We start from the raw sequence: 24025 nt of genomic DNA on the forward strand, positions 1-24025 counted from the left end.
ACTCCCCACGCTCAACACCCCACCAACAGCGAAAACACCATGACCTGACATGCCGTCACTGACACCACCCACTGACACCACACCGGCACATCGCACGCTAGCTCGGTCGCTCCGGCCGCTGCGTCAGCACCAAGATCATCCTCCACCTCGGAGCCGAGGCGCTCACCGACGCCGACAACCTGATTCAGAACTTCCTGCAGAGGGCGTCCGTGGAGACTCTCGCGACCGATCAGCTCCTGGCGGCGGTTCATCTGCGCGTCACGGGAGCGGATCTGAACCGGGATCAGTTGACCAACGCCGTCATGCATCGCCCGTGCCGAACGCGCAGCCCGGGCTCACCTGGCGGCGGACGGCAGCGGGGCGTGGAGCGCCGAACAGGTTCTGAACGAGCCGCAGTTCGCCGGGGTGATGCGGGGCCTTCAGCATCGCACGGAGGTAGTCGGCCGGTCGGGGCCGGTTCCCGGCTGGCCGGCTCTTGCCCCGGCACAGCAGCGCGCCGTCGCCGAGCGGGCTCTGTCGTTTCTGAGTTCCGGCCCGGACGCCGCGGATGAGATGAACGCCGATCTGATCGAAAGCGCTTGCCAGGTTGTCACAGCGGTCGACCGCGCCTGGCTGGACCGCGTCCCCGCGGTCCACTGGCTGCGGTGGCTGCCCGGCCTGTGGGACGTACCCGGCGGCTACACGAGCTCGCCCAGCTCGACGAGCAGGGCCACCGGCCCTTGCGAACCGTGGCCATCGACGAGCCCGGAGCCGCGCTCTACCAGTAACCGGCTCCGACGCCCATGAGTCAGGCACGTGACCCAGTCGCGGCCAAGAGGCGACTCAAAAAGTGACCAGCTACAGAACAACAGGGCCCCTCTGATCGTCGGCGTGCTGAATGAATCACCACGCCGACGACGAGGAGCCCTGTCGGGTCACAGCCTTTCTTGGCCGACCTGCCTCACCCCTACAGCACAGGGTGAAAGGGGTTCAAAGGCCGATGTACAGTTCCGCCCCTGGTCGGAGCTGTTGCCGCCGCTCAGCAGTTGCGGACCCAGTGGACCCAGTACCAGGGTGCGTCCCAGTCGTTGTCGTAGGCACCCTCGTCCTCCCAGCCGATGAAGCCGCTGTTGTCTTTGAAGCGGGCGACAGTGCCAGTGGTCTGGTTGTTTTCCCACGACCCGTTAGCCGTCCACGGGATGACGTAGTCCGCGCAGCCGTACATGGCGATCGAACTGCCGGTGAAGCTCGTGCCGCTCCAGGCGCAGAACCATCCGTAGTCGGCCCATGAGTCATCGCAGACGTTGACAAGCACCCCATCGGTCATGTCGCGGGGGTGAGCCTCGCCAGGAAGAGCCACGGACATCAGGCTCTTACCGCCCAGGTCGATCACGTTGGCGGCCACCTGCTTTCCGCCTGTCTGGGCGAGGTACCGGTTCACTTCCTTCTGAAGCGCCGCCGTCTGCGAGGTGGTGAGACCTGCCTGCTTGGCTTGGGAAGCGTAGGGACTGGTCGCGTCTGCAGTACTGGCTGATGCGGTGCCGGCGCTGAAGGCCAGAGCCAGAACGGCCACGGCAACCGCGAACATCGCCTTGAGTCTTGGTAATTCGCTTTGCATTGTTACCTCTCATTCTGGTGCGTGCAGAGCGGCGGCCGTCATCAGAGCGGCAGCCGTCTTAATCTCACGTCGTTTACCTTCCTGCCCACCTGGACCTGTGGTGTTCTCCGTGGCCTTGCAATGTCCAGTTCAGCTTCAGCGGACGCTGGGTTGTTCAGCAGCCCCTTTCCGTCGCTGTGAACAATCGCGTCGCTCCTGTTGGGAAGTGGTGGATCCGCTTGTGGACGCCGTTTCGCCTGCGTAGCCCTTCGGTCCGGACGCTGCAAGGCCGTCGGCCAGGGGGGAGACGGTCGGATCGGATGCCAGCAGGCCGAACACGTCCGGCTCTGCCCGCAGCAGGCGGACGTAGGCCAGGCATTCTCCGCCCAGGGCTGTCGGGAGGGCGAGGTCCAGCAGGTTCTTCCCGGGATCGTGCACGGCCCGCGGCTTTCGCCATGGGGCCAGCGCCGCCGATATCGCAGTGTCCAGGCCGGACTTACAGACCGTCTCGACCAGCAGCACCGTCCCGGCCCGCGAGACCACCGAGCAGCCACCGCTCCGGACGCGGACACGTGGGTAGGAGCCGCTACGCTTCTTCACCTGGGAAGTGCCTCTTTCTCTGCCACGTACAGGACCCTCAGCAAGTCCTGTCGTTGCAGGTCAAGAGGCACTTTCTGTTTTTTTTGACCACCCGCCGGACAGCCTGCCCGGTGAAAGCCTGAGGTGTACGTAAACGCCGTACGACCGGGGCCGATCGTGGAACGGGGATGAGTACATGGGGCGTAGTGAGGCTCCGATGGATCCGGATGACGGGCCGATACAGCGGTTCGCGTCTGAGTTACGCAAGTTGCGCCAGGAGGCCGGAGGGCCGACCTACCGAGCGATGGCGAGGCAGGCCGCGTATTCGGTGACGGCCCTGTCCCAGGCGGCTGCCGGGCAGCGGTTGCCGTCACTGCCGCTCACGCTCGCCTACGCACAGGTCTGTGGTGGCGACGTGACGGAGTGGGAACGGCGCTGGCACGAGGTGGCCGGGAAGGAGGCGGCGCAGCGGCTGGCGCAGGACGATGCCGATCCGCCGTACCGGGGCCTGGCGCGCTTCGAACTGGGTGACGCAGCGCTGTTCTTCGGCCGTGATCACCTTGTGGACCGGTTGGTCGACCTCGCCACGGCGCACCGGTTCACGGCCGTCTTCGGGCCCTCGGGGAGCGGGAAGTCGTCGCTGTTGCGTGCTGGGCTGATCCCCCGGCTGCGGAACGCGGACCGGTCCAGCCTGAGCCCGGCGGCCGTACGGATCCTCGCACCTGGTGAACAGCCGATGAGGGCTCACGGAGAGCGCCTTGTCCCCGCACCGCACGAGGACGGCGACACCTGGCTGATCGTCGACCAGTTCGAGGAGCTGTACACGCTCTGTATCGACCCGGCCGAGCGGACTGCCTTCATCGACAGGCTCCTAGCGGCGCGGAAACCGGGCAGCGGACTGAGGGTGATCGTTGCGGTGCGGGCGGACTTCCTCAGCCACTGCGCCGAGCACGCGGGGCTCACCGCCGCGTTGCAGGACGCCACCTTGCTAACCGGCCCGATGAGCTCCGAGGAGTTGCGGGCGGCGATAGTGAAGCCGGCTGCGGCCGCCGGACTGATCGTGGAACGGGCCCTGACCGCTCGGATCCTCACTGAGGTCGACGGGGAACCCGGTGCCTTGCCACTGATGTCGCACGCACTGCTGGAGACCTGGCGCCACCGCAGGGGCCGTACCCTGACCGAGGCCAGTTACGAGGAAGCGGGCGGGCTGCACGGCTCCATCTCCCGTACCGCCGAGGATGTATACCGTCGGCTCACCGATGCCCAGGCCGTCCTGGCCCGCCGCGTCCTGCTACGTCTGATCAGCCCCGGTGACGGCGCCCCCGACACCCGCCGCCCCGCCGACCGCGCCGAACTCGACCTCGCCGACGACCCCCAGGACACCACCGCAGTCCTGGAGAGCCTGGTACGTGCCCGGTTGCTCACCCTCTCTGAAGGTACCGTCGACCTAGCTCACGAGGCCCTGATCACGGCCTGGCCCAGGCTGCGCGGCTGGATCGTGCGGGACCGCGAGGCGCTGCGCGTCCACCGCCGCCTCACCGAGGCGACCGCCGTGTGGGAGTCGCTGGATCGGGACCCGGGCGCCCTATACCGCGGCACACGGCTGGACCTGGCCCGCGACCTGACGGGGCTGACCCCGCGAGAACGAGCGTTCCTCGACGCGAGCGCCGCCGCCGAGGCTGCCGAAGCGACGCGCGGACGCCGTCGGGTGCACCGGCTTCGCCAACTCGTCGCGCTCCTGGCTGTCCTGTTCATCTCCGCGAGCGGAGCGACCGTGTACGCCATACACATCGAAGGCAAGGTCGCCCAGCAGCGCAATACAGCCCTCGCCCAGAGAGCCGCCGGGGAGGCGGTGGGACTCCGACTGCTCAGGCCCTCACTCGCCGCCCAGCTCAGCCTCGCCGCATACCGGCTCGCGCCCGAGGACTCAACCCGGGACGCCCTGCTCAGCACCATGGCCACCACCATCAGCGGCCACACCCAGGTCGTCAGCTCGGCAGCGGTCAGCCCGGACGGCCGCACGCTTGCCACCAGCAGCTTCGACCGCACCATCCGCTTGTGGAACGTCACCGACCCCCGTCGCCCGGTCGGGCTGGCCACGTTCACCGGCCATGCCGACACCATCGCCATGGTCGCCTTCAGCCCGGACGGCCACACCCTGGCCAGCGGCGGCCGCGATCACACGATCCGACTGTGGAACATCACCGACCTCCACGACCCGTCCCCGTACGGCCCGCCCCTCACCGGCCACACCGACACCGTATTCTCAGTGGCCTTCAGCCCCGACGGCAAGACCCTGGCCAGCGGCAGCTACGACCACACGATCCGACTGTGGGACGTCACCGATGCAACCCGGCCCGCCCGGCTGCCCGAACTGACCGGGCACACCCTCAACGTCAAACCCGTAGCCTTCAGTCCCGACGGCCGCACCTTGGCCTCCGGCAGCGACGACCGGACCGTCCGGCTGTGGGACGTCACCGACCCCCGGCACCCCGCCCAATTCGCTGTCCTCACCGGCCACAAGGACTTCGTCGACGCCCTCGCGTTCAGCCCGGACGGCCGGACCCTGGCCTCCGGCAGCGACGACCGGACGGTGCGGCTGTGGAACGTCACCGACCTCCGCGACCCATCCCCCTCCGACGTCCTGCGCGGCCACGACGACGTCGTCAGCGGGATCGCGTTCAGCCCGGACGGCAGGGCCCTCGCCACCAGCAGCTACGACCGCTCGGTTCGCGTATGGAACTTGGCCCGCGCCGACCGCCCCGCCTCCCTCGCCGTCCTCACCGGGCACCTCGGCGCCGTCCAGTCCGTGGCGTTCACCCCGGACGGCGGCAAGATCATCACCACGGGCGCCGACCACACCGCACAGATCTGGGACACCGACACGCGGACCACCGTCGACCGGGCCTGTGCCCAGGCCCACCCCACAATCACCCGAACCGAATGGTCCCGATACTTTCCAGGACTGGAGTACCAGCCGCCCTGCGGCTGAGCACCTTGAGGTGAACCGCTCCAGGATCGGCGGAGCCTCCATCAGCCCCGGAGCGGTTCACCTCGCCCTCGTTCGCTGCGTCGTCCACCCCTCATGCGACGCCCCCGGTTGGCGTTCCGCAATGGACGCTTCAGGAACAGGCAAGCTCATGCCCAGGGAGGCATCATCACCACCGTCTCCGCAGGAAAGACGGTCGTCCCATCGGTGGGAAACGATCACCGATCAAACGGGAAGCGATCTTCGATGGCTGTCTGACAGTCCTGGTCGGTGCCACTCGTGAAGACCCCCTCCTCCTGCTGCCCCTGGTCGCGGGCGTGCTGTGGTCCCGGCGCCTGGCCGACGAGCCGTTCACACCCTGGGCCACGCTCGCTGGCGGCTCCGCGGCCGCGCTGGCCGTACTCATGCGGGTGGGCTGGTGGACCGATCGGCCCCGCACCCCCAGCATCCCGCCCGCATGGGAACGCCTCTTGGAACTCGTCATGGTCGGCTTGGGATTCGCTGGCTGGTTCGGGCTGGAGGCGCTGCTGGTGCTCGGCGTGGCCCACGGCATCCGCTGACCTCAGATTAGAAGGTTCTCGCACAGGCACTCACGTACATGGCCTCAGCGACACGTGACTATCCGGAGGACAAGGCCAAGAGCGTGTCCTGACGCCGGTCGCCACATGGAGCATGTGGCTCGGCCCCTTCGCTGAGACCGGAGCCTGGTGTGTGCCGGTCCGGTTGCCAGGGGAACGGCGGTGTGGGAACGGGGCGGCTCTGACGGTCCCGTCTCCGGGTGGCGGACGTCTCAGGCCTGCCAGGTGGCGGTGGCGCCGGCGGCGGCGAATCCCGGGCCGAGGCCGAGCAGTAGGCCGCGGGCACCGTCGGCGGGGGGATCGTCGTGGGTGCGCGCGAGTACGGCCAGGACGCCTACGCCGCCGAGGTTGGCGTGTTCGTGCAGGGTGGCCCAGCTGTGGCGGGTCGGCTTGGCCTGGCCCTCAGCAGCCGGGTACAGGCCGAGTCCGCGTTCGGCGTCCTCGATGATCCGGGGTCCGCCGGGGTGCAGAACGGTGAACTCGACTCTATGCAGACCCTGTTCGGACAGATACTTGTGGAGCGCGGGCATCACGTCGTTGACCGCTTGGGTGGCCGAGACTCTGGCGACTCAGCCGCCCCCGGGTGCTGCGCCCGCCGCGGACGATGTCGTGCTCGTCGCAAACGTCGCCACGCTGATCGCCGAGACGCTGCCGGGCTGCAACGACGACAACCCCTAAAACTGATCCTCCCGGGCGGGGGCCACCCCTGTGCGGCCCCCGCCCGCACTCGTGAACAATCCACCCTCCACCCCCGTTTCACCCGGAGCAATCCCGTGCCAACGCACCGCCTGACCGACATCCCCAACGACGTACTGAAGATCATCGAAAGTGTCGACGGCCCCGTACACCGGGTCGACATGGTGTCGGCTGGCCTGAACTCCGAAATCGCCGCTCGCATCTACTCCGACAGCAGCACGGCCTTCGTGAAGGGACTGCGCGCGCACCACCCGAGAGTGTGGACGCAGCAGCGCGAGGCCGACATCAACCCGTATACCGGAGGCCTCGCCCCCGACCTGCGCTGGCACATCAGGCAGGGCGGGTGGGATCTCCTCAGCTTCGAAGATCTAGGGGACCTGCACGCGGACTACTCACCAGGCTCCGGAGACCTGGCACGCGTCAGCGCAGCCATGTGGAACATGGCCCCCCTGACCGTACCGCCGCAGGTCGAAACGAAGACCATGCCCCAACGGATGAGCGCCTACGTCACCAACCCGGATGACCTCCAGAAGTTCGCCGGCCCTCACCTCGTACACACGGACTGGAAACCCGACAACGTCCTCATCACCGACAACCGGGCCCGCCTCGTGGACTGGGCATGGGCATCGCGTGGTGCAGCCTGGATCGATCCCGCCCTATGGGTGATCTGGCTGATCGCCGCCGGCCACACCGCAGAGGAAGCCCAGGAACTGGCCGAGCGCCACCCTGCCTGGAAGACCACCCCGAAGTCATCCATCGACGCCTTCGCCCGGGCCCAACGCCGACTGTGGAAATCCATCGCCCACGCCGACGAAGACAACGAGTGGACACACAACCTATGCGCCGCGGCTACCACATGGGCAGAATATCGGAAGTAACACCAAGGCCCCCCGAATCCGGGGCCCACACGGCACAGTCACCTGCGCACCGTCAGGCACGTCGCTCGTAATCCTGAGACCGCGTTTGAGATCTGCCGTGTCCCGGGGCGAGAGGGGTCGTTGAGCCTCGCGTGAGTGGCTCTGGGGGCGGATATCCGTCGGATTTGGCGGATGAGCAGTGGGCTCTGGTCGAGCCGTTACTGCCGGCGGCGAGGTCCGGGCCGAAGGGCGGGCGGCGCGAGAAGCACCCACGTCGGCGGATCGTGGACGCGATCTTCTACGTGGTACGGACAGGGTGCGCCTGGCGCCAACTGCCGAAGGACTTCCCGCCCTGGCCCACTGTGTACTGGTACTTCACCTGGTGGCACGACGACGGCACCGCCGAGCAGGTCCACGACACATTGCGAGGCCGGGTCCGTAAGGCTGACGGCCGTAACGCGGAGCCGAGCGCCGGGCTGATCGACTCGCAGTCCCAGCGCGCTGCCGGAGCCAGGAAACGGGGGCAGCCGAACGTTCAGAACCTCGCGATCACGCACTCGGACGCTCCCGCGGTGGTCTGAGCACGAAAGTCCACCTGGCCAGTGACAGCCGGGCGCGACCGTTGGCTCTGCATGTCACCGCCGGCCAGGCCGGTGACGCCCTGGCCTTCGAGGCAGTCATGGGCAGAATCCGAGTTCCACGAAAGGGACTTGGGAGACCAAGGACTCGACCAGCATCGTCCTCGCGGACCGGGCGTCCGTCCTCCCGCGCGATCCGCGCGCATCTCCGTCGACGCGGTATCCGGGCCGTCATCCCACAGCCGGCCGACCCGATCGGTCACCGCCTCCGGCGAGGGCGCGCTGGAGGTCGCCCGCCCGGCTTCGACGCCGAGACATACAAAGAGCGCAACAGCGTCGAACGCTGCATCGCCCGACTCAAACAGTGGCGGGGCCCGGCCATGCGTACCGACAAACTCGCCCTTGCCTACCAGGCCGCACTCCACCTGGCCGCCATCCTCATCTGGACCAGCGGCTGACCACAGAGACCTACAGGCACGCCCCCCGAGGCGAAGGACGGCGCGCGAATATAAGCGCATGGACGACCTCCTGAAGTTCCTCCGCACTCGCATCGAGGAGGACAATCACGCCTACGCCTACGTCGCCCAGACGTTCGGCGGCGAAGCCCTGCTAGACAGTCACCTGCCCATGCTCGATCTGATCGACATGCTGGCACGGGACTACACGGCCATGGACCCCACAGACCCGCGTCACGCGGGTCTCACCCACGCGATTCGTGTCCTTGCCCAGTCGTATGCCGAGCACCCCGCCTACCAGCACGAATGGCGGTCCTAGGAGTCTTCAAAGAGACAGGCTCCAGTCGTCAGCGGCGCGCTACCGCATCTGCGGCTGTGCGGGGGGTCAGCTGAGACGCGGGTGGTCGGCAGAGAGCTGAGCGGGACCACCCGCGCCCGGTGCGGCAGCAGGGTCCGGACCGCGTGTCGCGGTCCGGACCCTGCCCCGTGCGGTGCCGCATTGCGGCGGCGGTGCGTCAGCTCTGCCCGGCGTCCTCAGCTGCGCCTGCCTTCTCGCGCATCTTGCGCACCAGCTCCGCCTTCTTGTCGGCGGCATCCTGGCGGTCGAGGTTGCGGTGCGGACCGTGGTTCTGCCGTTCGGCGCGGGACAGCTTCTTGCGCTGGCCGCCGCCCATACCCACGGGGTTGTTGATGTTCTTGCTCACGGTCACGGGTTCTCCCGGTAAGGATGCGAAGTGATCTACGGACTCATCGGTGGCGGACGGGAGGCGACGTCGAAAGACGTCAGCAGGCGCCCATCACGCTCTCACTCGTAAATCGGCGTCTGGAAGAACATGACAAAGACGTTACCCGGTTCCGTCGGCCCCGCACACCAACGTGTTCGCCGCCCCAGTGCCCGCCGGGCCTTCGGCGAGCGCCCGAGCCGTTTCCTTCCGGGAATGGCCCTGCGGTACTACGCCCGGCTCCAAGAACAAGCACCAGACACCCCGTTACGACGTCGGCAAACCCGTCAAACGCGCCGAGAACCTCACCGAACTCCACGCGTCTCTGTCTCTGTCCTGTGACAGTTATTGAGCGTTCTCACGACGGTTGCTTCATTCTGGGGGCTCAGACCAGCGAGACGGAGGCAGCGATGATCGCGAGGGTAGCCGTGTGGGAACCGATGCCGACTGACGACCGGGGCTGGGTGCTGGATGCTGCAGCCGCCGTGCCCGGCGTCCATGGCGCGTATCACCTTGTCGATCCTGCCACTGGCAACGGGCTGTCTGTCGCCTTCTTCGAGGACGAAGCCGCAGCTCACGCCGCGCACCAGGCAATCGAGAAGCGCGCCGCAGAGATCGGCTGGAACAAGGCCCCGCATCCGGCGCCCGTCTCCCAGACGATCTATCAGGTCGTCCGGCAGGTGTAGCGCGGCGCGAGGAAGCACACGTGCCCAGGATCCGATGGCACGCCGCTCAGCCGTCGATGACCCAGGACAGTCGCGAAGATCAAGAACAAGCTGAATGCCTGCCTCTCACCCCTTGACGGGCGTCAGTGATGGCGGCGCCAGGCGGACCGGTACGGGACATGTGCGAGGTCGGGGTGCGGCTACGTCCCTGCGAATCGAACGACGACCGTATGTCCGATCGGTTGGAGAAGCCACCGCCGGGTTGCCGCCAACTGTGACGAGGCATTCGTAGCGGTACGGTCGTGGAGGAGGCCTGGCTGTTCACCATCGCCCTGCGCAGCGTGGTCAACCAGGTATCGACCACCTGTACGTCAGACAGTCGTCACTCCGCAGCCGTCACTGCAAAGGCTTCCGACCCGGACACCATGATCAACGTGCCCGGGTCGATGCGCCCTTAGCAGATATCGAGACGATTGAAGTCATACGTCGCGTAGTCCGGGAAGTTGTAGATGTTGCCGTCCGCGGGGGCGTAGTACGTGTACGTGGGACCCCAGAAACGGACCTGGGCTCCGCCAGTCTGGTTGTTGCGAACAGAGAGCGCGTCCACGAAGTTCGAGAGCGACCGCGTATCGCAGTTGAACAGGTGGAAGATGCTGTGCTTGCCGTCGCCCTGACCAACCGCCACGCAGGCGATTCCAGATGCCAGGGAGCACCAGATCAGCTCCGATTCCCGCTGGTCAGTCGACACATCCCGCTTTACCCACTCGCCTGAGAACAGCGGGTAGATCTGCGGTGTCCACGCGGCCGTTCCGGCCGCAACGTTCGGTGCTGCCTGTGCTGGTGCCTGCGCCGCCAGCGGAACAAGGACTGCGGCGATCATCGTCACGACCATTGCAGCCGCCCGTGTTCTGATCTTTCTCAATCTCATTTGATCTCCCCTGTATTCGTAACCCATGCAGCCATTCCAACGGCGAGATGTCGTCACCCGGCTGCTGCTGTTACCCGACCGGACCACTCACATCTCCTGCTCCCGATGCCGTAACGGCCAAGAGCTCCCCCGAGTCGGCGCCTCGAACCGTAGACCACGCCGGCAACGTCGCGACCCTGACAGATGTCAGGGTCTGGCATTCGGGGTCCGCCGACGCTGCGGCCCCTCCGTTCCCTGGCAGAGGGGCCGACGTCACTGGCATCTCCCGTCCCACCGCCCACAAGTGGATCCGGCGCCGGCGATCCGAGGGCGACAGCGGGCTCTTCGACCGCTCCAGCCGCCCACACACGACACCACCCGGACCACGGCCACCACCGAAGCCCGCATCTGCCGGCTGCGGCAGAGCCGCAAGCTCCGGCCGCACGACTCGGGCCGGTCCTCGGTCTGCCCGCATCGACTGTGCACCGCATCCTCACCCGGCACGGCCTGAACCGGCGGGCCCTCCTCGAACGGCCCACTGGACAGGTCATCCGCCGCTTCGAACGCGAACGGCCCGGCGAGCTGATCCATGTGGACGTCAAGAAACTCGTCCGGATCCCCAACGGCGGGGGCCACAAGGTCCTGGGGCCGCCGGGCCGGCCGCGCCACCTGCGCGAGCATGGGCTTCGACTACGTCCACTCCGCCGTCGACGACCACAGCCGCCTGGCCTACAGATCCACGCTGACGAGAAGGCCGTCACCCGCGCAGCCTTCCGCACCGCTGCCACACCCCACTCGGCGGCCAGCCACCGATCAGCCGTGTGAACAACCCTGCGGGTCAATACTCCTAGCCCCTTGGTACACGCACCGCACCAGGCGCCGCCGACTTCGGGACCAGGTGACGGCCAGGCCAGCAGGTAGGACCGCTGGACGGAGGGCGGTGCCGCGACCAGGCGCACCCAAGTCCGCGCAGCAGCCTGCTCGGTAACGGGGCCGCCGAGTCATCGCCGGCGGACGAGGCCTCCATGGACGTAGCGAACGCAACATCCCCGAGGCATTCCAGCCAGGGACAAAGGCGGCCGACGGCCGGCAGGGGGTGGCAGCCAAGCAGTTCCAACTCGGTGACTGATTCGCCCACTCGGAGAACTCCGTCGCCGCCCACTCATGGCTGGTGGGACAACCGGCCCGTCGCCGTCGGGTAGGCAGAGCCCTATGGGTTTGCCTACCCTACGTACGGCCTCGTCCGGCCGACTGCGTGTGCGCCGTTCCGCACGGCCCGCGCGCCGAGGCCCGAGCTGGCACGGTTGCGAGCCCGTCTCTCCCAGCGGGCCTATCGGGAGTCGACCTGCTGCCAGCCGATCGCCGTGATCCGGGCGGCCGTCGCCGTCAGTTCGGCCATGCCCTGTCCCTCGAGCACGTCGGTGATCACATCGCCCCTGATGGCGCCGAGAGCGGACTGTCCGTCGCTGGGCACGAGCGACCTGCTGGAGCGGTAGGCCTCCTTCACCAACGACTCCTGGTTGTGCGCGGTCGGGAACATGGCGAGAACACCGCCGTCGGCGGTCCGCAGCGCGTACACGCTCGTGTCGGCCGGGGTCTTCGCGAAAAACCGCTTGGTGGCGATGCCGTCGGCCGTGCCCTTCGTGCTGCTGTCCTGATAGGTCTTGACGGCCTGCTGGACCAGTTCCGTGGAGGCGAGGCTCTTGCCGTCCTTCGTGCCTCCGGTCGCGAACAAGTCCTCGTAGGCCGCGCCGACTTCAGCCGGAGCGAGCGGGCCCACCTTGGTGGCGGGATCGACGGCCTCGGCGAGGCCGTGTTCATCGACAGCGAGCTTCGGCAGAGGCTGTCCGTCGTCGGCCCACAGGGACAGCACCATCTTGTAGGTGCCGTCCACCTTGTCGAAGACCAGCAGCACCGAGTCGTGATCACCCTCATTGGCGGTGGCCTGGACGGCGAACCAGGTCGCTGTGCCCTTCTCCGGGATCACGTACGAGCGATCTTGGTAGTAGAAGGGCTTGCTGTAGGCCTTCCTGTCGCTCTCCGACCAGGTCGGGAAGAGGGTGTACGTCGCCTCGTCCATCGCGTAGACCTGGCCGGCCTCGACCGTCGCCAGGAGCTTCTCGTCCTGGCCCGCGTTGGCCTGGTTGTTGACCTTCTCGTAGTTGTCGGTGATCTTCTTGGCGGTCGCCTGGCTGACCACACCTTGCGGGGTAGCGCTCGCGCGCGCAGCCTCCCCGGTGTCCGAGCCGGCGCCGCATGCGGTCAGCGCAACGGCCGTAGTGACACCGAGGGCCACCACGTCAAAACGCGGCAGCCGCATGAAGCGGGTCGTGAATCGGGACATACGGTGATGATCTCCTTGGCATACTCGGTGGGAGGTTCTCGGCGGCTTGAGCACGGCCGCGACCCGCCAGGCGATACGGCACCTTGGCGCCCGGCACGATCCGGGACTCGGGCGGCTCTGGAGCGCGTTGAGCGGCTCCAAGCAATGCTCATACGCTTCGTACACTCCCTGCCCCCGTCCGGCCGCTCACAGCCTCATGGACCACAGTAGTCAACTCGCCCGGACAGGGCCCAAGTCGGTGCTCCACCGCATCGGCTTGGGCATGGCGATCGGCTCGGCCGTGGCCATCGCGATGTTCATCACGGCGATGGGACTGCCAAGTCACGGTGCGCTCCAGGGTCCAGCGGTGAGGGCCCAGTGGCTCAATCGGTCACTTCCCGGGTGGCGGACCGTTCGCTACCGTGAGTCGGTCACGTACGGGATCGGGGTCCTCATCCGGGCGGGAAGTGCCGTTCGCTTCCGGTCTGTGCGGGGCTGTCGACCGCCAGACACATGAGGCTCAGGGGGCTTGTGGTGAGCAGGATCGACAGGATCAGAAGGTGTGGCCTATCCGTCGCGGCGGTCTGTGGACTCGTGGCGGGTGTTGTGTTGGGCGGGTCGGGCCCCGCGTCGGCAACCGACCCGGCCGACGCCCCGCCCGGTTACGCGGGGCCGTTCTCGTCGTGCAACGGCTACGCGCTTCCCCGCATGCCCCTGTCGGACAACGTGGGATACATCCAGGTCTGGCGGGACGAGACGGGGAGTGGCACCTACTGCGCGATGACCTTCGACAACCGGACCGGCTCGCACAACATGGAAGTTCGCGTCCGCCGCTACGTCTGGCAGACCTCTTGGTACGACAGGGGTTCCTACTCGACCTACGCCGGAAGCATCTACGTCTCAGGCGCCAACATCTACTGCGCCGAGATCACTGGCTGGGTGGAGGTCAACGGCACCAGGTATTCCGGGGGCGGCCGGGTCAACTGCGACGATTAGGTGTCCAGTTCCTGCTGTCCCACCAACAAGTCACGGACCGGAAAATCCGTACAGCAGACGTGGCCCCGGGCACCACCGCAGTCCTCGACGTATCACCGCCAACCATGCACGAGCTCGTCAGTCGCCCTTCAGGACGCGATCAAGTGCTGCCCTGCCTGCCGGTCCCCAGTGCGGCTTGCCGCCGGGAAGGCCCCGATCTCCGTTCTGCCCCATGAGCATCAGAAAGAGACTCTTCATAGCGGCCAGCCCGCGGGCGCGCTGGATCGCTGCCTCGTCTGCATGCGCGTACACGTCGAAGAACCGTGAGGCCGTGCCCGCGGGCAGCAGCACCCATGCGGCGGCGAGGTCCCACGCCGGATCGCCGGCGAACATGTCACCGAAGTCGACGATGCCCGAGAGCGTTCCGTCCGAGAGGACGACGTTGGCGGGATGGAGGTCACCGTGCACCCACACCGGCGGACCCTCCCACGCATGGGCCGCAACGGCGTCGTCCCAGACGGCCCGGACGTCGGCAGCGATGTCGTCGGGGGCAACGGCCTGGAAGAAGTTCTCGAAGCCGTCTGTGCAGTTCCTGGGATGGGCACCGCGGTCCGTAGCTGTCGGTGCTTCGGCGGGCGCCTCCACATGGAGCGCCCGAAGGAAGTCCGCCAACGTGACGGCCGCGTGGGCGCCGCGGCTGATCGAGCCGTGGTCCAGCGGCTCGCCGGAAACCCAGGTCATCACCGTCCAGTGCTTGGGGAAACGCTCGGACGGTTCGCCAAACCGCACCGGGGTCGGCACCGGAAGCGGCAGGCGCGGGGCCAGCACGGGTAGCCACCGCCGCTCCTTGAGCTGGAGCTCGGGGGTGGGGTCCATGCGCTGCATGCGCACGGCCAACTCGTCCCCGAGGCGCCACATTTGGTTGCCCCAGCCGCCCGCCACCTCACGGATGGCCAGCCCCGCAAGGTCTGGATGTTGCTCCTGGAGCAGCTCACGGACCAGCTCTGCGCTGATCGCAATCTCGGTGTCGGTCATGCGCAGTCACAGTACCGAGGCGGCAGGTGGAGCAACTCTCGCTCTCCGGAGCATCTCGCTGTGATTCCTCTCGCATCACCAATTCGGTTCAGAGCTGCAGATCAGAGGCTCCAGGACGGAACTGGCCGAAATTCACAGTTCGATCGCGTGGCGGAGGAGGGACTGCTCAGCGTCGGGAAGCCGACGCTCGGCGTGGAGCATGCGCAGGGCGGTGGTGATGCGTTCGTCGTCCTCGGGTGTGCCGAGGCTGCCCATGTACGGAGGCAGCAGCAGACTCAGGGCTTCGAGGTCCGTGCGTGCGCAGAGCCGGGCGAGGAGTTCGCCGACCGGGTTCTCGTGCTGCAGGGGTGCGGACAGGTCGGTGGCGCGCAGTCCTGCGGCGATGCGGTAGCGGAGCCATTGGTTGTGGGGGCCGGCCGGGACCGCGTCGAGGTGCTTGGCCGCGGCCTCGAAGTGCTCGCGGGCCTTGTCGATCTGGCCCAGGTCCCGGTGGGCTCTGGCCATGTTGCCGTGGAGTGAGGCGTAGAAGCCGCGGACACGGTCGTCGCCGACCTTGTCGGCCCGGTTCAGGCATTCCTGGTTCCAGTGCAGGGTCTCCTGCGGGGTCGGCTGGTGCCGGGCGAGGTAGTGCGCGGCGACGCAGGCGTCGTACTCGTCCTCGGCTGCGTCCCATGCTTGGAGGAACAGGGCCCGTGCTTGGGCGTCTCGTCCTTCGGTCTCGGCCTGCATGCCCTGCACGCACAGCCGCACGACGACGTTCTGGGGGTCGGTCACGGCTCTCCTAGAGGTGATGGGGGTGCGGTGTTGCGACGGAGTCAGGTGGAGGTGTCGAGGGCCACCGGCATGACCAGGGTGGTGAAGGTGCCCTGGTCCGCGGAACGCACCACAACAGGACGGTCCGCTGCGGAGATCTCCAGCAGGACGTCGGGCCCGACGCCGGCTTCCAGCGCGGGAGCCAGGACGGCAGGGTCGAAACCGATCAGTTGGGGCAGGTCTTCGTGGCAGATCGCGGGCAAGGCGGCGGTCTGGGAATGATCGGCCCAAGAGAGGACCAGCTCATCGTCGGCGAAGCTCACGGCGATGGGTGCAGAGTCGCCCCGGCTGTTGACCGCGTCGCGAAGGGCCAGGCGATCCACGATCACACGGTATTCGGTCGGGGGCAGAGCCGAGAGCATCTCACGGTAGGAAGGGAACTCGGCGTCGACCGTCGCCAGGACGCAGGACTGTGTCGCACTACGTGCTCGAGCGCCGTCCGGCCCGACCTGGAGGGTGACTTGGTGGACTCGGGCCGCCCATTGTCCGAGCTCGATCAGGTCAGCCGTGTGCATCAGCAGGTGGCAGGGTCCTCCATCGAGCGCCGCCGGCTTCAGGACGCGCATCGACAGGCGATAGCGATCGGTGGCTATCAGACGAACCTCGCCGTCATCGATCTCGATGAGGACGCAGTCAAGCGCAGGATGCTCCCCGTCGGAAGCTGCGGCCGGGACCACCTGGCGCACAGCACTGGCGAGCTCTACGCCGTCAATTCGCACCTCCGTCGTACTACTTGCAGTCGAGAGGGATCGCAGAGCCACCGCGAGGGCTGCCTTGGCGGTCTGCGTCTGGGCCCGCATTCTCTCCAAGTACCGTTCCAGCACCTCTCGGCCCACGTGTTCGGGCCCGTCGAGCACCACGGAGACTTCGGCCAGCGGCAGCCCCGCTTCGCGCAGACCGCGCAGGAGAACGGCACGGGCCTCCTGCTCAGGGCTGTAAAAGCGGTATCCGGTCACCGCATCGACCCTCGCCGGCCGCAGAACGCGGCTGTCGTCGTAGAAACGCAGGGCGCTCGGAGCGAGGCCGACTCGCCGCGCGAAGGCGCTGATGCTCAGTAGTTCCGTGCTGCCGTCCATGAACCCGATTGTTGACCTTCATCCAACTTGAAGGTCAACTCGCTCTTCGGCCGGGTTCCGCGCCACCAGTCCTGCCATCCCGCTGAGAACCCTCTCGCCCCATGAGGCCGCACCCATGAACGCCCGTTCGGCCAGCCCCAGGACGGTTGGATACAGTACGCGAGACGGCAGCCCGGTCAGAGAGGGGAAGCGTGACCGACACCAGCGACACCCGATCCGCCGGCAGCGAGGTGCAAGCTCCGCGGCAGAGCCGACTGCACCGCCTGATGCGCTACATCCCCCTGATCGCCCCCGTCCTGCTGTGGGCCGTGCCCTGCTGGGTGCTCCTGCACGCCGGCCAGCACTGGCCGCTGCCCGTCACGCTGGTCGGCACCGCCCTGTTCGCCCTCGGCCTCGTTGGTATGCCGCTCGCGATGGGGCGCGGCCACGGCCGGCGCCAGCAGGACCGGGCGGCGATCGTCGGTGACACCCTGCTGGGTGCCAGTTGGGTTCTGTTCACCTGGTCCGTTCTGCTCGGCGTCCTCTTGCGGTTCGCCCTGACCATGGCCGACGTCGGTGACAGTCAGACCCGGGCCCGAATCGTCACTTGGGCCGTCCTCGGCATCACCGCCGTACTGCTCGCGTGGGGGTACGCCGAGGCCCGCCGCGTGCCACGGGTGCGCCGCCTCGACGTACAACTCCCGCGGCTGGGTGCCGGGTTGGACGGCACCCGCGTCGTCCTTATCACCGATACCCACTACGGCCCACTCGATCGCGCACGCTGGTCGGCACGGGTGTGCGAGACGGTGAACACGTTGGAAGCCGACCTGGTCTGCCACACCGGCGACATCGCAGACGGCACGGCCCAACGCCGCCGCGCGCAGGCCGCCCCACTCGCTACCGTGCGGGCCACCCGGGCCCGTGTGTACGTCACCGGCAACCACGAGTACTACAGCGAGGCCCAGGGCTGGGTCGACCTGATGGGCGAGCTGGGCTGGGAGCCGCTGCGCAACCGCCATCTGCTGCTTGAACGCGGAGGCGACACCCTCGTGGTCGCCGGCGTGGATGACGTCACCGCAGAGTCCTCCGGCCTGGCAGGCCACCGCGCCCACCTCGCCGGAGCCTTGAACGGCGCCGACCCCGACCTACCCGTCCTGCTCCTGGCACACCAGCCCAAGTTCGTCGACCGGGCGGCAGCCGACGGCATCGATCTCCAACTCTCCGGCCACACCCACGGTGGCCAGATATGGCCCTTCCACCACCTGGTCCGCATCGACCAGCCTGCCCTCGCCGGTCTCAGCCACCACGGCGCCCGCACCCTTCTCTACACCAGCCGCGGCACCGGCTTCTGGGGCCCGCCGTTCCGCGTCTTCGCCCCCAGCGAGATCACCCTGCTCGTGCTCCGCTCCCCGCACCTGCCGACCTCGCCGTAGCACCGGACGGGCCAACGCGTCGTCCCCGTGGAGCAGTCCACGAGCCGGGCGGTGCGGCGTCGAGACCGATCACCAGTCCCGTCTCACTGAGGACAGGATCCGGAGCATGACTCGTCGTCACACGTCGGAGGGCGAGGCCGTGAACCGTCGCCCCCTCGTCCGCCGTACCGCATTCCGCGCCGGACCGGTCTGCTGCAGCACCCCTTGGCACGCCCGTCGTTGAGCTGGCCATGGATGCATCGGCCCACTCCTGCGGTGTTCGACAGGACCCCACGGCCCCGCAATCGAGGCGCACATGACCAACGACCCGGCACCCGCGCCGTCCCCCGAGAACCGGCGCCTTGTCCTGGTCGCCGATCCCGGCCTGCCCTCAGAGATCGCCAAGGACCTTGCCCAGGATCTGCCCGAATGCCTACAGCGCCGCCTCGGAGCAGGCATCCGATGGCAGGTGGACGCCATTACGGCCCCCTTGGTGGCTGACGAGCAGGTGGACCTCTCCGACATGGCTGAGGCCGTGGGCACGCACCTGGAGGACCAGAACTGGGACATCGGGATCTTCCTCACCGACCTCCCACGCCGAGCCCAGCTCCACCCAGTCAGCGCCGAGATCAACACAGACCGCCACATGGCGCTGATCTCCCTGCCGGCCCTCGGCTCCCGGAACCTTCATTCCCGGGTGGAACAGGCCGTCCTGGGCATCGTCAGCCAGTTGACTCCGCACGGCCGCACCGCACAGCCCCACGTACTGGGGCGGCCGGCCCGTGAAACCAGCCCCGACGTCGCCCCCGGCCCCGCCGCCAAGCGCTACGTCGTACCGGGCCTGCGCGGCCACGCACGCATGATCGCCGGCATGGTCAGAGCCAACCGCCCCTGGCGTCTGTTCACCAGCCTCTCCCGCGCCCTGGCCGGAGTCTTCGCCACCGCTGCCGTCCTCTTCTTCAACAGCGCCACCTGGGATGTCGCCCCCGCGCTCACCGCTTGGCAACAAGCCCTGGTCACCGCCCTGTCCGCCCTCGCCCTCACCTCGTGGATCATCATCGACCACCATTTGTGGGAACGCGAAGGAGACCAACTCCCCGGTCGTCACAACGCTCTTTACCCCTACAATCTCGTCACCCTGATCACTATCGCCCTCGGCGTGCTGTCCCTGTACGCCGTACTGCTGGCAACGCTGGTCGCGCTCTCCTTCCTCGTCCTGGACCCCGCCGTCTTCGGCAAGACGATCGGACGCGCCACCCATACCGGCGACTACCTCTACCTGGCGTGGTTCATCACATCGCTGTCCCTCGTCGGCGGTGCCTTCGGCACCGGTCTCGAGGAAAGCACGGCCGTACGCAACGCGGCCTACGGCCAACGGCACCGCGAACGTCAGCAGCAACTGGAGGAAGCTCAGGGCAAGGACGAGAACTCACACTGACGCCCCACCGCGAAGGCCCGCAGCACGGTGATCGGGTGCCTTCGATTCTGGGCGCCGCGGCGCCCAGCGTTCAGGGCGCCTCTTCCGTAGGAGGGGACTTTCCGGAGGACGGGACTTCCTGGTAAGGGCAGGGCCACCTTCACGGGCGCCACCGAGGCCATACTGGACGCATGGACGATCTCGCGGGCTTCCTGCGTACCCGCCGCTCCCGGGTCGACCCGGCGGCCGTCGGCATCCCCACCGACAGCCGCCGCCGGGTCGAAGGACTGCGCCGCGAAGAGGTCGCGCACCTGTCCGGAGTCAGCGTCGACTACTACGTACGCCTGGAGCAGGGCCGCGCGACCCAGCCCTCCGAGCAGGTCCTCGACGCGCTCGCCCGCGTCCTCGGCCTCGACGAGACCGAACGCGCACACCTCTGCCGGCTCACCCAGCAGCGCCGCCGCCCCTCGAAGGCACCGAGCGGGCGGGTCCGGCCGGAACTGCTGCGCGTCCTCGACCTGGTCACCGACGCACCCGCGCTGATCATGGACCACCGCCTGGACGTGCTCGCCGTGAATCGCCTCGGCCGGCTCCTCTACGGTCGGCCGATACCGGGCCTGAACACCGCCCGGCACATCTTCCTCGATGAGGCCGAGCGCGGCCTCTACGCGGACTGGGAGGCATGCACCCTCGACGTGGTCGGGCACCTGCGCCTGGCCGCGGGCAAATACCCCGAGGACCCCCGTCTGGCCTCGCTCATCGGCGAGCTGGCGATGCGCAGTGAGCGTTTCCGGCGACTCTGGGCGCGCGCGGACGTGCGCGCCCGCACGCACGGACGCAAGGCGTACCGGCATCCGCTGGTCGGCCTGCTGGAACTGCACCAGGAGAACTTCGCGCTCCCGGATGACTCGGACATGGAGCTGCTGGTGCTGTCCGCGGCACCCGGCAGCCCCGCCGAGGACGGCCTGCGGCTGCTCGCGGGACTGGGCGCGGACAGCGCTGACGCGCATCCCGCAGTGAACGCCCAGGTCCGCGAGTAACTCGACGAGGCCCACCCACCACCGGGAACGCCTCGACACCGACGGCTTTCCGGTCTCCGGCTGCTGTGCGGCTGGTGACGCACTTCTTACCGACACCCCGAGATCGACGTGCTGTCACGAACACTGAAGGTTCGTCAGTGTGCACCCGCGGGCTCACCTGTGTGCGTCAAGTTATGACTCCCGTCCGCCGAACTGCCAGTTGTGCACCTCGATGTCGGCGTACCGGCCCGGGGTCAGGATGGCGCGTGCGCTGTCCGGGTCCGGCGCCCGGACCAACGCCGCCGTGCCCAGCCAGGTGGCGCCGTTGTCGGACAGGAGCGGCCCGTAGGCGATCAGTTCGTCCCGTTCGGGCGGCACGGTGAGGTCGGCGGGCTGGCCCGAACCGAGGCCGAGCACGAGGTACCGGTTGCCGCCGGTCCGGCCCCCGGGGAAGTCCCACATGGTGCGCCCCAGCCTGTTGTGCCACCGTCGCAGCAGCACGTCCCGGTACACGCCGGTCTGGTAGTTCGGCTCGTCGAAGGCGAACGTGCGGGCGGCGGCCGGATCGGGCAGGTCGACGATGTGCACACTGCCGGTGGGTGTGGCTCCGTCGTCGGCGAGGGTCGGGCCCCGGGCGATCATCTCCTTCGCGTACTGGTCCATGTAGGACCAGTGCTCTTCCAGCAGCTCGTCGCGCAGCGCTGCGGAGCCGGGCCGGTCGCGGTGGTAGCAGAAGAACTCCATGCCCCTAGCGTCTCTCCAAGGAGGTGACCAGGGCGAGTGGGTTTCACTGTGATGAGTGTGAGTTTCCTGGCCGCGGAGCGAACAGTTGACGGAGGCTCCACCCGCCAAGTCACCCTCGGCCGTGGCCGGTACGAGGAGCGGGTGAGCCGGCCGACGCCGGGGACGGCGGCCCGGCGCCCTCGACGTCCGGCGCGCGGGCCAAGTTCCCCTCCTGCGCCCGGTGTTCGTGGACGAGCCGGACAGCGATGGCGCCCTCACCCACGGCGGAGGCAACCCGCTTGACCGAGCCACTCCTTACGTCGCCCACAGCGAAGACACCCGGCAGAGTGGTCTCCAGCAACAGAGGCCCACGGCCGAGCGAGGCCCAGCGCTCCCCGTCCGCCGCGGTTCGGGCGTCGCCCCCCGTGAGGACGAACCCGCGTGCGTCGAGGGCCACCGCGTTCCCCAGCCACTCGGAATGCGGCCGGGCTCCGATGAACACGAACAGGGCGCGGGCCTCCACTCGCCGACTGTCGCCGGTGATGTTGTTCCGTACCACCAGGGCACTCAGGACGACGCCTTCGCCCTCGACCTGACGGACTTCGGTGTCGAGCAGCACCTCCACCCTCGGATGGCGTTCGATCTGATCCACCAGATAGCGCGACATGTCCTTGCCGAGGTCACCGGCACGGACGATCAGATACACCTGGGGCGAGTGGCCGGCGAGGAAGAGCGCGCCCTGTCCGGCCGAGTTGCCGCCGCCGACCACGGCGACCGGGTCCATCCGGCACAGGTTGGCCTCGTGAAGCGTGGCGGCGTAGTACACGCTGGTGCCCTCCAGCCGGTCGATGCCGGGCACGTCGAGGCGGCGGTAGAGCGCTCCGGAGGCCAGGACGACGGCCTCGGCCTCCATCTCCGTGCCGTCCGCGAAGGTGACGGCGTAGTGGCCGTCGCGCGACGTGAGCGCGGTCGCCTCGGCAGGCACGGTGATCCGGGCTCCGAACTTATGGGCCTGGAGGACCGATCGCTCGACGAGTTCGGCTCCGGACAGCCCCGAGGGGAACCCCAGGTAGTTCTCGATGCGCGATGACGTTCCCGCCTGTCCGCCCGCGGCCATGGCGTCGACGGTGACGGTGCTGAGACCGTCGGAGGCGCCGTAGACGGCGGCGGCGAGTCCCGCCGGGCCCGCGCCGATCACCAGCAGGTCGCAGGAGGTGAGCCCGGGCGTCGGCGCCGGCAGCCCGATCAGACGGGCCAGGTCCGCGTTACTGGGATTGCGCAGGACGTGCTGCCCCTTCCAGATGACGACCGGTGTCTCCTCGGGACGGAGGCCGAAGCGACGCAGCAGCGCCTCGGCCTCCCGGTCCCGCTCCAGGTCGACCCAGCGGTGCGGAAGGCGGTTGCGCGCGGCGAACTCGCGCAGGCGCAGGGTGTCCGGCGAGTAGCACGAGCCGAGGATCCGAAAACCGGCGCCGAGGCCGATGAGCAGAGACCTGCGTCCCAGATAGGCGCGCAGCACCAGGTCGCCGAGCACCGGATCCTGGGCCACCAGGGCCCGTTGGCGCTCCACGGGGACGGCGAGAACCTCGCCTGCCTCGCGGACGATGGCGGTGTTGAACGCCGCCTGCCCTTCCAGCAGGCCGAGTTCACCGAGGAACCTGCCCGGCCCGTGCACCGCGACCGAGCTCTCCTCGGGGCCGCCGTGGTCATGGACGACCTCGACGATCCCGCTCAGGACGACGAGGAACTCCTCGAACGGCTCGCCCTCCCGGAACAGCACCTCCCCTTCCCTGGTGGGCCGTTGCTCACCGTTCCGGGCCAGCACCCCGATCTGCTCCGGCGTCAGCCGTGGGTAGGCCCCGTACCGGTCGGGTGTCTCGCGCACCGGCCCGGGCCGCTCGGCGGTGTCGGACATCAGACCACGGCCTCGTCGACGTAACACCAGCGCCAGTCCTCCCCCGGCTCGAAGGACTGCACGATGGGATGGCCGATGTGGGCGGCGTGCCCCCTGGCGTGCTTGAGCGGCGAGGAGTCGCAGCATCCGACGTGCCCGCAGGTCAGACACAGCCTCAGGTGCAGCCACGGGGAACCGAGACGCAGGCACTCCTCGCAGCCCTGTGGCGTGCGCGGTGTGACCGGGCGTACGAGAGAGAGGTGCGGGTCGGGCTGAAGCATGGGAAGCCTCCTTCTTCCGCTCCGGACGCCCTCAACGGCGCCCGGAGATGGATTCCTCGACCCACTTGCGCAGGGCGGGGGCGGGGGCGGCGCCTGCCTGCCGGGCGACCAGCTCTCCCTTGTCGAGCAGCAGCAGGGTGGGTACGGCCTGCACCTGGAAGCGCTGGGCGAGTGCGGGCGACTGATCGATGTCGACCTTCACCAACTTGACCTGTCCGGCCAGCTCGTGGGCGACCTGTTCGAGGGCGGGACTGACCATGCGGCAGGGCCCGCACCAGGTGGCCCACAGGTCGACGAGTACGACCGGCTTCGCCTGCTCCACGATCTGTGCGAAGTCCTGGTCGCCGGCGTCCGCGATCCAGGCCAGCGGGGCCTGGCAGTTGCCACAGCGGGGACTGCCCTCGGCCGCCGCCGGCACCCGGTTGGTGCGGCCGCACTGGTCGCAGACGACCGTCCTGCTCCGGCTCGTGGCCATG

At 68.3% G+C, this 24025-nt stretch carries 25 protein-coding genes and 2 pseudogenes; 13 read left to right on the forward strand and 14 right to left on the reverse strand.

What is annotated here, in order from left to right; all coding sequences use genetic code 11:
- Nucleotides 1-11: 11 nt before the first annotated feature.
- A complete protein-coding gene (locus ACFYPC_RS27325) occupies nt 12-308 on the reverse strand; it encodes a hypothetical protein (protein WP_388681267.1) in 297 nt (98 codons plus the stop codon).
- Nucleotides 309-644: 336 nt separating this feature from the next.
- Here ACFYPC_RS27325 and ACFYPC_RS27330 point away from each other — a divergent pair, with 336 nt between their 5' ends.
- Nucleotides 645-767 carry a hypothetical protein gene (locus ACFYPC_RS27330; RefSeq protein WP_388681270.1) on the forward strand — a complete coding sequence of 41 codons (123 nt, stop codon included), beginning with the start codon at nt 645-647 and terminating at the stop codon, nt 765-767.
- A 251-nt stretch (nt 768-1018) separates the two neighbouring features.
- On the opposite strand, the gene ACFYPC_RS27335 is transcribed toward ACFYPC_RS27330, so the two are convergent.
- Both ACFYPC_RS27335 and ACFYPC_RS27340 read right to left on the reverse strand, forming a co-directional pair.
- Nucleotides 1019-1597, reverse strand: a complete 579-nt coding sequence (locus ACFYPC_RS27335; protein WP_388681273.1) for a hypothetical protein — start codon at nt 1595-1597, stop codon at nt 1019-1021.
- A gap of 246 nt (nt 1598-1843) precedes the next feature.
- A pseudogene (locus ACFYPC_RS27340) lies at nt 1844-2176 on the reverse strand (transposase); the annotation flags it as partial.
- 283 nt (nt 2177-2459) lie between these two features.
- On the opposite strand from ACFYPC_RS27340, the gene ACFYPC_RS27345 reads away from it, so the two are divergent.
- Nucleotides 2460-5147, forward strand: coding sequence for a hypothetical protein (locus tag ACFYPC_RS27345; RefSeq protein ID WP_388681276.1), 2688 nt, complete (start codon nt 2460-2462; stop codon nt 5145-5147).
- 314 nt (nt 5148-5461) lie between these two features.
- Nucleotides 5462-5704, forward strand: a complete 243-nt coding sequence (locus tag ACFYPC_RS27350) for a hypothetical protein (RefSeq protein ID WP_388681279.1) — start codon at nt 5462-5464, stop codon at nt 5702-5704.
- 230 nt (nt 5705-5934) lie between these two features.
- Here the strand turns inward: ACFYPC_RS27350 and ACFYPC_RS27355 are convergent, their stop codons facing one another.
- Nucleotides 5935-6252, reverse strand: coding sequence for a hypothetical protein (locus ACFYPC_RS27355; protein WP_388681281.1), 318 nt, complete (start codon nt 6250-6252; stop codon nt 5935-5937).
- A gap of 19 nt (nt 6253-6271) precedes the next feature.
- On the opposite strand from ACFYPC_RS27355, the gene ACFYPC_RS27360 reads away from it, so the two are divergent.
- From ACFYPC_RS27360 to ACFYPC_RS27375, 4 genes are all read left to right on the forward strand, one after another.
- A complete protein-coding gene (locus ACFYPC_RS27360) occupies nt 6272-6400 on the forward strand; it encodes a hypothetical protein (RefSeq protein ID WP_388681283.1) in 129 nt (42 codons plus the stop codon).
- A 95-nt stretch (nt 6401-6495) separates the two neighbouring features.
- Nucleotides 6496-7296: an aminoglycoside phosphotransferase gene (locus ACFYPC_RS27365; RefSeq protein WP_388681286.1), complete on the forward strand. Its 801-nt coding sequence runs from the start codon at nt 6496-6498 to the stop codon at nt 7294-7296.
- 131 nt (nt 7297-7427) lie between these two features.
- Nucleotides 7428-8311 (forward strand): IS5 family transposase gene (locus ACFYPC_RS27370; RefSeq protein WP_388681289.1). Its coding sequence is split into 2 segments (ribosomal slippage): nt 7428-7800 and nt 7800-8311, totalling 885 coding nucleotides; the frame shifts between segments, so codons are not numbered across the junction.
- A gap of 58 nt (nt 8312-8369) precedes the next feature.
- Nucleotides 8370-8627, forward strand: a complete 258-nt coding sequence (locus tag ACFYPC_RS27375) for a DUF6221 family protein (RefSeq protein ID WP_388681292.1) — start codon at nt 8370-8372, stop codon at nt 8625-8627.
- A gap of 196 nt (nt 8628-8823) precedes the next feature.
- Here the strand turns inward: ACFYPC_RS27375 and ACFYPC_RS27380 are convergent, their stop codons facing one another.
- The gene (locus tag ACFYPC_RS27380) at nt 8824-9018 is read right to left on the reverse strand and encodes a DUF6243 family protein (RefSeq protein ID WP_388681295.1); all 195 of its coding nucleotides are present in this window, start codon (nt 9016-9018) and stop codon (nt 8824-8826) included.
- A 422-nt stretch (nt 9019-9440) separates the two neighbouring features.
- Here ACFYPC_RS27380 and ACFYPC_RS27385 point away from each other — a divergent pair, with 422 nt between their 5' ends.
- A complete protein-coding gene (locus ACFYPC_RS27385; protein WP_388681298.1) occupies nt 9441-9716 on the forward strand; it encodes a hypothetical protein in 276 nt (91 codons plus the stop codon).
- A gap of 433 nt (nt 9717-10149) precedes the next feature.
- Here ACFYPC_RS27385 and ACFYPC_RS27390 read toward each other — a convergent pair whose 3' ends face one another.
- Nucleotides 10150-10650, reverse strand: a complete 501-nt coding sequence (locus tag ACFYPC_RS27390) for a hypothetical protein (protein ID WP_388681301.1) — start codon at nt 10648-10650, stop codon at nt 10150-10152.
- Between the two features lie 218 nt (nt 10651-10868).
- On the opposite strand from ACFYPC_RS27390, the pseudogene ACFYPC_RS27395 reads away from it, so the two are divergent.
- Nucleotides 10869-11453 (forward strand): annotated as a pseudogene (locus tag ACFYPC_RS27395) (leucine zipper domain-containing protein); the annotation flags it as partial.
- Between the two features lie 479 nt (nt 11454-11932).
- Here the strand turns inward: ACFYPC_RS27395 and ACFYPC_RS27400 are convergent.
- The gene (locus tag ACFYPC_RS27400; protein WP_388681304.1) at nt 11933-12946 is read right to left on the reverse strand and encodes a hypothetical protein; all 1014 of its coding nucleotides are present in this window, start codon (nt 12944-12946) and stop codon (nt 11933-11935) included.
- Nucleotides 12947-13633: 687 nt separating this feature from the next.
- Between ACFYPC_RS27400 and ACFYPC_RS27405 the strand changes: the two genes are divergently transcribed.
- Nucleotides 13634-13921 carry a hypothetical protein gene (locus ACFYPC_RS27405; RefSeq protein WP_388681306.1) on the forward strand — a complete coding sequence of 96 codons (288 nt, stop codon included), beginning with the start codon at nt 13634-13636 and terminating at the stop codon, nt 13919-13921.
- A 117-nt stretch (nt 13922-14038) separates the two neighbouring features.
- Here the strand turns inward: ACFYPC_RS27405 and ACFYPC_RS27410 are convergent, their stop codons facing one another.
- From ACFYPC_RS27410 to ACFYPC_RS27420, 3 genes are all read right to left on the reverse strand, one after another.
- Nucleotides 14039-14935, reverse strand: coding sequence for an aminoglycoside phosphotransferase family protein (locus ACFYPC_RS27410; protein ID WP_388681309.1), 897 nt, complete (start codon nt 14933-14935; stop codon nt 14039-14041).
- Nucleotides 14936-15067: 132 nt separating this feature from the next.
- Nucleotides 15068-15709, reverse strand: a complete 642-nt coding sequence (locus ACFYPC_RS27415) for a hypothetical protein (protein WP_388681312.1) — start codon at nt 15707-15709, stop codon at nt 15068-15070.
- 41 nt (nt 15710-15750) lie between these two features.
- The gene (locus tag ACFYPC_RS27420) at nt 15751-16824 is read right to left on the reverse strand and encodes a MerR family transcriptional regulator (RefSeq protein ID WP_388681314.1); all 1074 of its coding nucleotides are present in this window, start codon (nt 16822-16824) and stop codon (nt 15751-15753) included.
- Between the two features lie 191 nt (nt 16825-17015).
- Between ACFYPC_RS27420 and ACFYPC_RS27425 the strand changes: the two genes are divergently transcribed.
- The 3 genes from ACFYPC_RS27425 (at nt 17016) to ACFYPC_RS27435 (ending at nt 20672) form a co-directional block, all read left to right on the forward strand.
- Nucleotides 17016-18236 carry a metallophosphoesterase gene (locus tag ACFYPC_RS27425; RefSeq protein ID WP_388681317.1) on the forward strand — a complete coding sequence of 407 codons (1221 nt, stop codon included), beginning with the start codon at nt 17016-17018 and terminating at the stop codon, nt 18234-18236.
- A 295-nt stretch (nt 18237-18531) separates the two neighbouring features.
- Nucleotides 18532-19653, forward strand: a complete 1122-nt coding sequence (locus tag ACFYPC_RS27430) for a hypothetical protein (protein WP_388681320.1) — start codon at nt 18532-18534, stop codon at nt 19651-19653.
- Nucleotides 19654-19823: 170 nt separating this feature from the next.
- The gene (locus ACFYPC_RS27435; RefSeq protein ID WP_388681322.1) at nt 19824-20672 is read left to right on the forward strand and encodes a helix-turn-helix transcriptional regulator; all 849 of its coding nucleotides are present in this window, start codon (nt 19824-19826) and stop codon (nt 20670-20672) included.
- A gap of 171 nt (nt 20673-20843) precedes the next feature.
- Here ACFYPC_RS27435 and ACFYPC_RS27440 read toward each other — a convergent pair whose 3' ends face one another.
- The 4 genes from ACFYPC_RS27440 to trxA all read right to left on the reverse strand — a co-directional run bounded on the left by ACFYPC_RS27440 (nt 20844) and on the right by trxA (nt 24024).
- Nucleotides 20844-21395 (reverse strand): YciI family protein, encoded by a 552-nt coding sequence (locus tag ACFYPC_RS27440; protein WP_388681324.1) that lies wholly within the window; start codon nt 21393-21395, stop codon nt 20844-20846.
- Between the two features lie 109 nt (nt 21396-21504).
- Complete coding sequence (locus tag ACFYPC_RS27445; RefSeq protein WP_388681327.1) at nt 21505-23289, reverse strand: FAD-dependent oxidoreductase; 1785 nt, start codon at nt 23287-23289, stop codon at nt 21505-21507.
- Nucleotides 23289-23549: a UBP-type zinc finger domain-containing protein gene (locus ACFYPC_RS27450; RefSeq protein ID WP_388681330.1), complete on the reverse strand. Its 261-nt coding sequence runs from the start codon at nt 23547-23549 to the stop codon at nt 23289-23291. The genes ACFYPC_RS27445 and ACFYPC_RS27450 overlap by 1 nt, the downstream gene beginning before the upstream one ends.
- A gap of 31 nt (nt 23550-23580) precedes the next feature.
- The gene (gene trxA / locus ACFYPC_RS27455) at nt 23581-24024 is read right to left on the reverse strand and encodes a thioredoxin (RefSeq protein WP_388681333.1); all 444 of its coding nucleotides are present in this window, start codon (nt 24022-24024) and stop codon (nt 23581-23583) included.
- Nucleotide 24025 lies beyond the last annotated feature (1 nt).

It is taken from the genome of Streptomyces sp. NPDC005808, from assembly GCF_042871385.1.
In the GTDB taxonomy this organism is placed as follows: domain Bacteria; phylum Actinomycetota; class Actinomycetes; order Streptomycetales; family Streptomycetaceae; genus Streptomyces.